The sequence below is a fragment of the Streptomyces sp. NPDC046931 genome, assembly GCF_040644655.1.
In the GTDB taxonomy this organism is placed as follows: domain Bacteria; phylum Actinomycetota; class Actinomycetes; order Streptomycetales; family Streptomycetaceae; genus Streptomyces.
In genome coordinates this window covers 88,690-100,938 of the sequence record NZ_JBEYWX010000003.1, presented here as the reverse complement: position 1 = coordinate 100,938, position 12,249 = coordinate 88,690, and the positions used below count along the sequence as shown (strand labels likewise).

8 protein-coding genes are annotated in these 12,249 nt (G+C 72.8%); 4 read left to right on the top strand and 4 right to left on the bottom strand.

Annotated elements, in window-relative coordinates; translation table 11 throughout:
- Positions 1-3: 3 nt before the first annotated feature.
- The 4 genes from ABZ876_RS07635 to rsmH form a co-directional block, all read right to left on the bottom strand.
- A complete protein-coding gene (locus ABZ876_RS07635) occupies positions 4-1,533 on the bottom strand; it encodes a UDP-N-acetylmuramoyl-L-alanyl-D-glutamate--2,6-diaminopimelate ligase (RefSeq protein WP_361776980.1) in 1,530 nt (509 codons plus the stop codon).
- Positions 1,534-1,695: 162 nt separating this feature from the next.
- The gene (locus ABZ876_RS07630) at positions 1,696-3,666 is read right to left on the bottom strand and encodes a penicillin-binding transpeptidase domain-containing protein (protein WP_361775869.1); all 1,971 of its coding nucleotides are present in this window, start codon (positions 3,664-3,666) and stop codon (positions 1,696-1,698) included.
- Between the two features lie 5 nt (positions 3,667-3,671).
- On the bottom strand, positions 3,672-4,247 hold the full coding sequence (locus tag ABZ876_RS07625; protein ID WP_361775866.1) for a septum formation initiator family protein: 576 nt from the start codon (positions 4,245-4,247) through the stop codon (positions 3,672-3,674).
- 66 nt (positions 4,248-4,313) lie between these two features.
- Entirely contained in the window at positions 4,314-5,270 is a 957-nt protein-coding gene (gene rsmH, locus ABZ876_RS07620) for a 16S rRNA (cytosine(1402)-N(4))-methyltransferase RsmH (RefSeq protein WP_361775863.1), read from the bottom strand.
- Positions 5,271-5,712: 442 nt separating this feature from the next.
- Between rsmH and ABZ876_RS07615 the strand changes: the two genes are divergently transcribed.
- From ABZ876_RS07615 to ABZ876_RS07600, 4 genes are all read left to right on the top strand, one after another.
- Positions 5,713-6,255, top strand: coding sequence for a carbonic anhydrase (locus tag ABZ876_RS07615; protein WP_361775860.1), 543 nt, complete (start codon positions 5,713-5,715; stop codon positions 6,253-6,255).
- Between the two features lie 270 nt (positions 6,256-6,525).
- Positions 6,526-7,548, top strand: coding sequence for a MoxR family ATPase (locus ABZ876_RS07610; protein ID WP_361775857.1), 1,023 nt, complete (start codon positions 6,526-6,528; stop codon positions 7,546-7,548).
- On the top strand, positions 7,548-8,906 hold the full coding sequence (locus ABZ876_RS07605; RefSeq protein WP_361775854.1) for a DUF58 domain-containing protein: 1,359 nt from the start codon (positions 7,548-7,550) through the stop codon (positions 8,904-8,906). Before ABZ876_RS07610 ends, ABZ876_RS07605 begins: the two co-directional genes overlap by 1 nt.
- Complete coding sequence (locus ABZ876_RS07600; protein ID WP_361775851.1) at positions 8,903-11,395, top strand: DUF3488 and transglutaminase-like domain-containing protein; 2,493 nt, start codon at positions 8,903-8,905, stop codon at positions 11,393-11,395. Before ABZ876_RS07605 ends, ABZ876_RS07600 begins: the two co-directional genes overlap by 4 nt.
- Positions 11,396-12,249: the final 854 nt, after the last annotated feature.

Sequence of the window (12,249 nt, the reverse complement as noted above, 5' to 3'; positions counted from 1 at the left end):
AGTTCATCCCTGGGTCTTCTGGATAGCTTCGCGAAGCACCTGGCGGTCGTCGAACGGACGGACCACCCCGGCGATGTCCTGGCCCTGCTCGTGGCCCTTGCCCGCGACCAGCACGGTGTCCCCGGGCAGCGCGCGTGCGACGGCGGCGGCGATGGCGGCGGCCCGGTCCTCGAAGACCTGGACCTCACCGCGCTCGTGCGCGGGCACGGACGCCGCGCCCTGGAGCATGGTGGCGAGGATCGCGAGGGGATCCTCGGAGCGGGGGTTGTCGGAGGTCAGCACGGCCGTGTCCGCGAGCCGGGCGGCGGCGGCCCCCATCGGGGCGCGCTTGGTGGTGTCCCGGTCGCCGCCGCAGCCGAGCACCACGTGCAGCTTCCCCTCGGTGACCTTGCGCAGGGCGCGCAGCACCGACTCGACGGCGTCGGTCTTGTGGGCGTAGTCCACGACCGCGAGGTAGGGCTGCCCGGCGTCCACACGCTCCAGGCGCCCAGGGACGCCCGGCACGGCGGCGACGCCGTCGGCGGCGGTCTGCGGGTCCAGACCGGCCTCGGCGAGGGCGACGATCGCGGCGAGGGTGTTCGCCACGTTGAAGGGACCGGGCAGCGGCGACTTCGCCGCGATCCGCTGCTCCTTCGGGCCGACCACGGTGAACGTGGCGTCCAGCGGGCCGATCCGCACGTCCTCGGCCCGCCAGTCGGCGTCCGGGTGGCCCTCGGCCGAGAAGGTGACGACCGGGACGCCGGCCTCCTTCACCAGCCGGCGGCCGTACTCGTCGTCGAGGTTCACGACACCGCGCCGGCTGCGTTTCTCGGTGAACAGCTGTGCCTTGGCCCGGTAGTAGTCCTCCATGTCGGAGTGGAACTCCATGTGTTCCGGGCTGAGGTTGGTGAAGACGGCGATGTCGAAGACACAGCCGTCGACCCGGCCGAGGACCAGCGCGTGGCTGGAGACCTCCATGGCGACGGCCTCGACCCCGCGCTCCCGCATGACCGCGAAGAGGGCCTGAAGATCGGTGGCTTCCGGGGTGGTGCGCTCGGACTTGATGCGTTCGTCGCCGATGCGCATCTCGACGGTGCCGATCAGTCCGGTGGAACGGACCGTTCGCAGACCGCCCTCGACGAGGTACGCGGTCGTGGTCTTGCCGGAGGTGCCGGTGATGCCGATCTGGAGCAGGTCGCGGCCCGGACGGCCGTAGATCGTGGCCGCCAGCTCGCCCATCCGGGCGCGCGGGTCGTCGGCCACCAGGACCGGCAGTCCGGTGGCGGCGGCGCGCTCGGCGCCCGTCGGGTCGGTCAGCACGGCGACCGCGCCGAGGCCGGCGGCCTGGGTGACAAAGTCGGCGCCGTGCAGGCGGGCACCGGGCAGGGCGGCGTACAGGTCGCCGGGGCGGACGGCGCGCGAGTCGTGGGTGATGCCGGTGACCTCGACCGCGCCGGCCGGGGTCTCGGGGGCGGTGGCACCCAGCTGATCGGCGAGCTCCGCCAGGGGTACGGCGGAGACGTGAGCCGGTCGCGGCGGTCCCGGGTATGTCACGGAAGCGGCCTTGTGGGTGGTTTGGGACTGATCAGCGTGTGGCACGGCGGTGAGCGTACCGGGCGTACCCGGGGTGGAGCGAAGTGAGGGCTGAGGCGGGGTGCGGTTCCCGGGGTCGGGAGTGATCGTTGTCACGAGCTGGTTCCTGGTCGGTCTTGCTGATCACGGGGTGAACGTGACGGGCAGGTTCGCGGCCTCGGACCCGGTCGGCGGGACCTGGAGTGTCTTCAGGGCGAACTCCATGACCTGCTTGAAGATGGGACCACAGATCTGGCCGCCGTAGTAGCTGCCCTTGGTGGCGTTCTGGATGGCGCAGTAGACGGTGATGCGGGGGTTGTCCGCGGGGGCGAACCCCGCGAAGGAGGACGTGTAACCGCGGTACTTGCCGGTGGCCGGATCCACGCGGTTGGCCGTACCTGTCTTACCCGCGACCCGGTACCCGGGGATGCGCGCCTTGATGCCCGTTCCCTGCTCGTCGTCCACGACGGACTCCAGCATCTGGGCGAGGGTCTTGGCCGTCTTCGCGCTGACGACCCTGGTCTCCTCGGGTTTCGGGGCCGGGGTGAAGCGGCCGTCCGGGCCCTTGGAGCCGCGCACCAGGGTGGGCCGGACACGGACGCCGCCGTTGGCGATGGTCGAGTACACGGACGCGGCCTGCACCGCGTTGATCGACACGCCCTGGCCGAAAGGAATCGTGTACTGCTGCGAGGTCGACCAATTGCCGGGCGGCGCGAGGATGCCCTTGGTCTCGCCCGGGAACCCGAGCCCGGTGGAGCCGCCGATGCCGAACTTGCGCAGATACGAGTGGAGGACCCGGTTGGCCTCCTCCTGTGTCTTGCCGAGCTGGCCGGCCGCCAGGATGGTGCCGATGTTGCTGGACTTGGCCAGTACGCCGTTGAGGGTGAGGTACCAGGTCGGGTGGTCGACGTCGTCCGCGAACAGCCGGTCGCCGCGGTGCAGCCGGTTGGGCACCGTGACGTGCGTCGTCGGGGTGGCGGCGTTCTCCTGGAGCACGGCGGCCATCGTCATGACCTTGGCGGTGGAGCCGGGCTCGTAGGCGTCCTGGAGGGCCGCGTTTCCGAGCGCCGCCGGACTGGCCTTGGAGAGGTCGTTCGGATCGAAGCCGGGCGCGTTCGCCAGGGCCAGGATCTGCCCGGTGCGGGTGTCCTGCACCACGACGTATCCGCGGTCCGCCTTGGACTTGCCCACCTGCTCGGAGATGGCGTTCTGGGCGGCCCACTGGATGTCGCGGTCGATGGTCAGCTCCACGTCGGTGCCGGCCACGGCGGGGGTCTCGGCGGAGCCCGCGGTCGGCACCAGCCGGCCGCCCGACTGGGCGTAGCGGATCTTGCCGTCCTTGCCGGCCAGTTCCCTGTTCAGCTGCTGCTCGATGCCGCCCCCGCCCCTGCCATCGGCATTCACCCAGCCCAGGACCCCGGCGCCGAGGTCGCCGTTGGGGTAGACGCGCTTGCTGGTGGGCTCGGCGAGGACGCCGGCGAGCACGTTGACCGTGTTCCGGTCGGTCCCGGCCTTCGCCGCGAACGTGTTCTTCAGGTCCTTGATCTGGTTCCAGACCTGGGGGGTCTGACGGTGGGCGAGGAGGACGTAGCGGGTGTGCGGGGTCCTCAGCTTCCTGGCGACCTCGGCGGTGTCCTGGCCGATGATCGGGGCGAGGAGCGCGGCGGCCTGCTCGGGAGCATCGGACGTCCTGGTGGCCTCCGGAGTGAACAGCGTGGGGTCGGCGGTGATGTCGTACGCGTCCACGCTGGTCGCCAGCTCGACTCCGCCGCGGTCGGTGATCTCGCCGCGTACGGCGGCCAGGGTGCGGCCCACGTAGCGGTTCTGGTCCGCCTTGGCGGCGTACGCGCTCGCGTCCACGGCCTGCACCTGGAGCAGCCGTACGGCGAAGACGAGCAGCACCAGGGTCAGGGCGAGCCCGACCAGACGCAGCCGGGGGCGCGGGCTGCCGAGCCGGATGCCGTGGGGGGCGGGGCCGCGGGACGGGGCCGGGCGGCGCGCCGGGCGGGCACCGGGGCCGGGGCGGGCGCCGGAGCCGGGGCGGCGCCGGGCGTCGGGGCGCACGGGCCGGGCGGGGCCGGGCACACGGCGGCGCGGCGGTTCCCTGTCGGACACTTCCGTCACCTGCCGGGAGTCGGGGAGGGGCGTGCGGGCGGGGTGGAGGGCGCGGTCGCGGAGCGGGCCGCCGAGGGAGTACCCGGGGACGGCTGCGCCGGCGTACTCGGGGAGGACGGCACCGTGGTGCCCGGGGACGGCTGCGCCGTGGCGTCCGGGTAAGGGCTGAGCACCTCGGGCGGGCGCGGCGCCGCGGTACCGGCCGCGGGCCGCCCGGTGGCGGCCGAGGGGACGCCCTTGACGGTGCCGTCGGGGTTGAGGAACGCGGGGTCGCCGCCGGGGACCATGCCGAGTTCCCGGGCGCGGCGCTGGAGGGCGTCCGGCGCCGCGTAGGCGTCCACGTCCCGCTGGAGGGCCTGCTCCTCGTCGGTGAGGTTCTTGGTCTGCCGCTGAAGGTCGTCGAGCTTGAACGCGCCCTCGCTGAGCGCGGAGTTCAGCATGAGGAGCCCGATGAGCCCGCCGCCGAGCAGCAGGACGACGAGCAGCACGAAGGGGGTACGGGCGGCGCCGCGGCGACCGCCGACCGGGATGAGGCGCGCGAGCCGGGCGGCCCGGCCCTTGAGCTCGGGTGCCCTGCTCACACAGCCTCCCGCGCGCCCGGGCGTCCCGCGGCCGTTCCGTTCACTCGCCCACCCCTTTCGTCAGGCTCACTCGGCGTCCTCCCGGACACGCTCGGCGCCGCGCAGACGTGCCGGGGCCGCGCGCCGGTTCTCGGCGACCTCCTCCTCGCTGGGAAGTTCGGCACCGCGTGTGAGGAGCTTGAGCCGGGGCTGGTGGTGTTCGGGGACGACCGGGAGCCCGGGGGGCGCGGTGTTCGCGGCGCCGGCCGCGAACACCTGCTTGACCAGGCGGTCTTCGAGCGAGTGGTAGGAGAGGACGGCGATCCGCCCACCGACGGCGAGGGCCTTCACGGCGGCGGGGATCGCCCTCTCCAGGACGGCGAGTTCGCCGTTGACCTCGATGCGCAGCGCCTGGAAGGTGCGCTTGGCGGGATTGCCGCCGGTCCGCTTGGCGGCCTGCGGCAGGGCGTCCCGAATCAGTTCCACGAGCCGTGCGCTGGTGGTGAACGGCTCCCTCTCGCGCTCGCGAACGATCGCGGCCACGATCCGCTTGGCCTGCTTCTCCTCACCGTAGGCCCGCAGGATCCGCACGAGTTCGCCCGGCGGGTAGGTGTTGAGGACCTCGGCGGCGCTGACGCCCGTCGTCTGGTCCATGCGCATGTCCAGCGGGGCGTCCTGCGCATACGCGAAGCCGCGTTCCGCCTCGTCCAGTTGCATGGAGGAGACGCCGAGATCGAAGAGCACCCCCTGGACGCGCGGGAGGCCGAGCCGGTCGAGCACCTCGGGGAGTTCGTCGTAGACGGCGTGCACCAGCGTGGCGCGCTCCCCGAAGGGGGCGAGCCGCTCCCCGGACAGGCGCAGGGCCTCCTTGTCGCGGTCGAGTCCCACGAGCCGCGCCTCGGGGAACCGCGTCAGCAGCGCCTCGCTGTGGCCGCCGAGCCCGAGGGTGCAGTCGACGACGACGGCCCCCGGCTCGGCGAGGGCCGGGGCCAGCATGTCCAGACACTGCCGGAGCATGACGGGCACATGTCGACTCTTGCTCAAGGGGGCCTCTCAGATCCGGCGCGCCGGTCCGCACGGCCGGCCGGCCGCCCTCCCCAGGCGACGCTGGGGACGTCCCCCGTGAAGAAGTGGCCTGCCGGCGCCGGAAGCGTCAGCCGACCGGGAACGGAGGAGGCCGAGCCGTACGTACGCGCCGCGCACGCGGGGAGAAACCGGCGCACGGCCGGCGTCTCCTGGGTGAACAGTCCGCGGGGAGAGCGTCTCGCCTCCCACTTCACGTCACTTTAGTCCACCCTGTGTTGCGGTCAATCAACCGGCCTGCGCGTCGCCCGTCCGGCCCGCCACGGTGGGCGGCGCGCGCACGTTCACCCGCCCGGCACAACGTTCACGAACTGTGTGGATTACGTCACAACAAGCGAGAGTGATGTCCTTTGTCCACTCTCACAGCAGGACCGGACCGGCTGTGACCAGTACCGTCATGGGTATGACGACTTCTGAATCCGTACCCGCCGGTCCCGAAGGCGCCATAGTCGGCACCGTCACCGATCGCCTCGTGGAGGCCAACCAGCACTACGCCGCCGCGTTCACGGATCCCGGGATGGACGCCCGTCCCGTGCTCCGGGTCGCTGTCGTGGCCTGCATGGACGCCCGGCTCGACCTGCACGCCGCGCTCGGCCTGGAGCTGGGCGACTGCCACACCATCCGCAATGCGGGCGGCGTCGTCACCGACGACGTGATCCGCTCCCTCACCATCAGCCAGCGGGCGCTCGGCACCCGCAGCGTCGTGCTGATCCACCACACCGGCTGCGGTCTGGAATCGCTGACCGAGGAGTTCCGGCACGAACTGGAGATGGAGGTCGGCCAGCGGCCCGCCTGGGCCGTGGAGGCGTTCCGCGACGTCGACCAGGACGTCCGGCAGTCGATGCAGCGTGTGCGCACCTCCCCGTTCCTGCTCCACACCGACGACATACGGGGCTTCGTATTCGACGTCAAGACGGGTCTGCTGCGCGAGATCGACCCGGCCTAAGGGAGCGTTCCGGCGTCCACTCCGTCCCTTCACCAGGCCGCTCGCGAACATCCATTCGCACAAATAGCTCGGTTGCGGTGGGCCAAAAAGGCCGTAAGGCCGACATATCGCGGCCAGTTATCCACAGCCGAGTGACACGAACCGGTAACGGCAACAAGAATGCGGGTGTGGTGTCACGCGGACCTTTTCCGTGTGGTGCCCATGTTCGGGGTGGGCCGGTCCGCATCGCAGAGCGACGGCCCGGAGAAAGTACGGGCCGAGGAGGGCCGGGTGACGACCTATGACGATCGAGCGAGCCTTACTGATCTGACCGCCACTGTGGAGCGCGTCCGCAGTTCGGTGGAAGGAGTGATCGAGGGCAAGCCCGAGGTCGTACGGCTTTCACTGACCGTGCTGCTCGCCGAGGGACATCTTCTGATCGAGGATGTCCCCGGCGTCGGCAAGACGATGCTCGCCAAGGCGCTCGCGCGCTCCATCGACTGCTCGGTGCGGCGCATCCAGTTCACACCGGACCTGCTGCCCTCGGACATCACGGGCGTGTCCATCTGGGACCAGCAGCGCCGGGACTTCGAGTTCAAGCCGGGCGCGATCTTCGCCCAGATCGTGATCGGCGACGAGATCAACCGGGCCTCCCCCAAGACCCAGTCGGCGCTCCTGGAGTCGATGGAGGAGCGCCAGGTCACCATCGACGGCCAGACCTACGAGCTGCCGAGCCCCTTCATGGTGGTCGCCACCCAGAACCCGGTGGAGATGGAGGGCACCTATCCGCTGCCCGAGGCCCAGCGGGACCGCTTCATGGCCCGCGTCTCCATCGGCTACCCGAGCGCGGACGCCGAGCTGCAGATGCTCGACATCCACGGCGGGGTGAACCCGCTGGACGACCTCCAGCCGGTGGCGCACGCCCACGACATCGTGAAGCTGATCGAGGCCGTCCGGGGCGTCCACGTCGCCGAGGCGGTCCGGCGCTACGCGGTGGACCTGGTCGCCGCCACCCGCACGCACCCCGAGCTCAGACTCGGCGCCTCGCCACGCGCCACCCTGCACCTGCTGCGCGCGGCGAAGGCATCCGCAGCCCTGTCCGGCCGGGAGTACGCCCTGCCGGACGACGTACAGGCCCTCGCCGTGGCGGTCCTGGCCCACCGCCTGCTGCCCACCGCGCAGGCCCAGCTCAACCGCCGGACGGCGGAGCAGGTCGTCCAGGAGATCCTGCAGAGCACCCCGGTGCCCGCGGCACCGCATCAGTCCGGTCTCACCATGGGCCGGGGCTACGGCCAGCCGCCCCGGAGGCTGTGATGACGCACGGGGGGACGACACCCGGCGGCCAGAACGACCGGGGAGGGCTGCACACGGCGCTCACCGGGCTGACCACGCGCGGGCGCTCCTTCCTCGCCGCCGGGATCGCGGCCGCGATCTGCGCCTACGTCCTCGGCCAGAGCGATCTGCTGCGGGTGGGACTGCTGCTGGCGACGCTGCCCCTGGTCTGCGCGACAGTGCTCTACCGCACGCGATACCGGGTCTCGAGCAACCGTCGCCTGTCCCCCGGGCGCGTTCCCGCCGGTTCCGAGGCCCGCGTACATCTGCGGATGGACAACGTGTCACGGCTGCCCACCGGGCTGCTGATGCTCCAGGACCGGGTGCCCTACGTCCTTGGGCCGCGCCCCCGCTTCGTGCTGGACCGGGTGGAGCCGGGCGGCCGCCGCGAGGTGTCCTACCGTGTCCGCTCGGACCTGCGGGGCCGCTATCCGCTGGGCCCGCTCCAGTTGCGCCTGACCGATCCCTTCGGGCTGTGCGAACTGACCCGCTCCTTCTCGACCTACGACACCCTGACGGTCATCCCGCGCGTGGAGCCGCTGCCGCCCGTGCGCCTCATGGGCGAGGCGACGGGCTACGGCGACGGCCGGCAGCGCTCGCTGGCGCTGGCCGGCGAGGACGACGTGATCCCGCGCGGCTACCGCCACGGGGACGACCTGCGCCGGGTGCACTGGCGCTCCACCGCGCGCTACGGCGAGCTGATGGTGCGCCGGGAGGAACAGCCGCAGCGGGCCAGGTGCACGGTGCTGCTGGACACCCGGGGCATCGCCTTCCAGGGCGCCGGCCCGGACTCGGCCTTCGAGTGGGCCGTCGCGGGCGCCGCGTCCACCCTGGTGCACATGCTCGAACGGGGCTTCTCCGTCCGGCTGTTGACGGACACGGGCAGCTCGCTGCCCGGCGAGGGGGCGGACGGGTTCGCGGGCGCCAGCCAGGAGTCCGCGGACGCGGCCGGGCTGATGATGGACACGCTCGCCGTGATCGACCATTCGGACGGCACGGGCCTGTCCCGCGCGTACGACGTGCTGCGCGGCGGGAACGAGGGACTGCTGGTCGCCTTCTTCGGCGACCTGGACGAGGAGCAGGCCGCGGTGGCCGCCAAGATGAGCAGACGCAGCGGTGGAGCCCTCGCCTTCCTGCTGGACGGCGCCACCTGGGGACGCGAAGAGACCGATGTGCCGGGCGCCCGGGACCGCAGCGGGGAACGGCTGCGGATGCTGCGCGAGGCGGGCTGGACTGCGCTGACCGTGCCGCGCGGTGTGCCGCTCGCCGAGCTGTGGCGCGAGGCGGACCGGCAGCGCACGGGCGTGGGCGTCATGAGCGGTGCGGAGGGACGGTCATGAGCGGGCGGACCCGGCTGGCGCTGTGTGCGGCGATGGCGACGCTGGCCGCGTCCTGCGCACTGCTGCCCCTGGTGTCCCCGATGACCTGGCTCTTCCAGGCGGCGCTGCTGGTCGCGGTGCAGACCGGGGTCGGCGCGCTGGCCCGTCGGGTGCCGCTGGCGCGTCCGCTGACCATCACCTGCCAGGCAGTCGCCGGTCTGATGCTGCTCACGCTGATCTTCGCTCGTGAGCAGTCCATCGGCGGCCTCCTCCCCGGCCCCGACGCCTTCCGCCACTTCGGGGAGTTGCTGCGGTCGGGCGCTCAGGACGTGGGGCGGTACGCGATCCCGGCTCCGCTGACCCCCGGCATCCGGTTGATGATCGTCGGCGGGGTGCTGCTGATCGGACTGCTGGTGGACGCGCTCGCGGTGACGTTCCGCGCGGCGGCCCCGGCCGGACTCCCGCTGCTCGCGCTGTACTCGGTCGCCGCCGGTCTCTCCGACGACGCCACCGACTGGCTGTGGTTCCTCGTCGCCGCGAGCGGCTATCTGATGCTGCTGCTGGCCGAGGGCCGCGACCGGCTCTCCCAGTGGGGGCGGGTCTTCGCCGGCGCCGCCCGCGGCCGGGACCGGGACTCCGCCGGCGCGGTCGCCCCCGTGCGCACCGGACGGCGCATCGGCGTGGTCGCGCTGGGCGTCGCCCTGGTGGTGCCGCTGGCGCTGCCCTCGCTCAAGGGCGGCCTGCTGGACGGCGCCGGCACCGGAGTCGGAGCGGGCCTCGGCAACGGCAGCACGATCTCCGCGGTCAACCCCCTGGTCTCGCTGCGCGACAGCCTGAACGTGGACGAGGACCGCCAGGTCATGGCCTATCGCACCAACACGGACGACACCCAGGACATGTACCTGCGGATCGTCGCCCTGGACGACTTCGACGGCACGACCTGGAAGCCGGCCCAGCGGCACATCACCGGCGTGCCGGACAGGCTGCCCACTCCGGCCGGCCTCGCGGGCAGTGTGCGGCGGACCGAGATCGAGACGAGGATCTCGGCGGCGGACTGGTACGCGCAGGACTGGCTGCCGATGCCGTATCCCGCGACGAGCGTGAAGATCAAGGGCAGCTGGCGCTATGAGCCGGTGGGCCGCACACTCGTCGGCGACCACGGGCAGAACACGCGCGGCATCCAGTACGACGTCAAGAGTCTGATCGTGCAGCCGAGCGCGGAGCAGCTGGCCACGGCACCGGAGCCGTCACCGTCGCTGAAGCGCGAGTTCACCAAGGTGCCGAGGTCGCTGCCGGCGGTCGTGGCGCAGACGGCCCGCAGGGTGACCGCGGGGGCGTCCAACCACTACGAGCAGGCGGTCAAACTCCAGGACTACTTCGCGGTCGACGGCGGGTTCAGCTACAGCACCCGCGTGCAGGCCGGCAGCGGGCCGGCAGGCATCACGCGGTTTCTGAGGGACAAGCAGGGCTTCTGCGTGCACTTCTCGTTCACGATGGCCGCGATGGCCCGGACGCTCGGGATCCCGGCACGGGTCGCGGTGGGTTTCACCCCGGGTTCCCCGCAGGCGGACGGATCCATGTCGGTGGGGCTGCGGGACGCTCACGCATGGCCGGAGCTGTACTTCGAGGGTGTCGGCTGGACTCGCTTCGAGCCGACGCCGAACCGGGGCACGACTCCCTCGTACACGCAGTCGGACACGCCGAGCGGGCAGAACCCGGTCGTGCCGGGGCCGTCGCTGTCGTCGACGGCGGCGCCGTCCACGGCTCCGTCGGCGAGCGAGAGCTGCTCGGCGGCCCTGCGGAAGCTCGAGGGATGCCCGAGCCGGTCCTCGGACGCGCTGACGGTCTCCCACGACGACGGGCCGCCGTGGTACCGGATCCTGGCCTGGACACTGCTGGGGCTGGCCCTGGTGGTGGTGCCGCTGACGCCGATGCTGTGGCGGTTGCGGAGCCGCTCGCTGCGGCTGGCCTCCGGCCTGCACGCGCCGTCGGCCCCGTCGCCGACGCGCCCAGGCCGGAGCTCGGGGCCGGGCGAGCAGTACGCCGGGGACATGGATGTGGGCGTTCTGCCGGGCGAGGCGCCCCCGGGCCGGGCGGAGGAGATGGCCATGGGGCACACCCTGGCCGTCTGGCGCGAGCTCACCGACACGGCGTGGGACTACGGCATAGTGCCGGACGACGCCCTGACCCCCCGCAGGGCCGCCGAGCGGATCGTACGGCTGGGCGGGCTGGACGAGCCGGCCGCGGCGGCCGTCCACCGGGTGGCGGGCGCGGTGGAGCAGGTGCTCTTCGCCCGGCAGCCGCGCCCCGAGGCCGGTCTCGTCGACGATGTGGGAACGGTGCGGGCGGCACTGCGCTCCGGAGCCGGCCTGCGAACCCGGGTCCGCGCGGTCCTGGCACCGCGCTCGGCCCTGCGCGTCGTCTGGGCGGCCGCCGACCGCTGGACGGACCTCAAGCTCCGCTGGACGACCCTGCTACGCCGCCCGTCGGGCGAGCAGCCCGACGGCTGACGGGGCTGCCCCGCGGGGCAGCCCCGGCTGACACGGGGCCGTCCCACCTGCGGAAGCGGCTCACGCGGCCGACTCGGGGGCCCGCACCCGAAGGCGGCCGACGGCGACCCCGCCGGTCGCCGCGGCCAACACAGGCCCGTCCCACCTGCGGAAGCAGCCGGCGCGACCGTCTCGCGAAGCGGAACGGCCGACTCGGAGGCCCGCACCCGAAGGCGGCCGACAGCGCGACCCCGCCGGTCGCCGCGGCCAACACGAGCCCGTCCCACCTGCGGAAGCAGCCGGCACGACCGTCCCGCGAAGCGGAACGGCCGACTCGGAGGCCCGCACCCGAAGGCGGCCGACGGCGACCCCGCCGGTCGCTGCCACCGACACGAGCCCGTCCCACCTGCGGAAGCAGCCGGCGCGACCGTCCCGCGAAGCGGAACGCCCGGCTCGGCGGCCCGCACCCGAAGGCCGTTGACGGCGCGGTCCCGTCCGTCGCCGCGGCTGACACGGGGGCCTGCGGAAGCGGCCGGCGCGGCCATCTCGCAACGCGGAACAGCTGACCCCGGGGCCCGCTGACACGGGGGCCGCCCCACCGGTCGGAACGACCCAAGCGCGGCCCCCGCCGGTCGGCGTGCCTCGGTGGGTCGGCACCTTAGTCGAAGCGCCTGGCGAGGGCTGCGTAGCGAGGCCGGGCCCCTGGTCCGAGCACTGCGTCAGGCCGGGCCGGGCAGCCCCTGGGGCGGCGATGAGCCCCGTTTCCCGACGCTGAAGGCCCGACTACCCGAGGGGCCATGGGAGGCCCGTGTGCCGGAACGCCCCGTGGCCTCCCGGACGACTCACGGCCTACGCGACGTGGGGCGCCCACGCAA

Excerpts from the sequence above, each read along its gene's own strand:
- ABZ876_RS07600 (WP_361775851.1), top strand. The coding sequence starts at position 8,903 with ATGAGCGGGCGGACCCGGCTGGCGCTGTGTGCGGCGATGGCGACGCTG.
- ABZ876_RS07615 (WP_361775860.1), top strand. The coding sequence starts at position 5,713 with ATGACGACTTCTGAATCCGTACCCGCCGGTCCCGAAGGCGCCATAGTC.
- ABZ876_RS07605 (WP_361775854.1), top strand. The coding sequence starts at position 7,548 with ATGACGCACGGGGGGACGACACCCGGCGGCCAGAACGACCGGGGAGGG.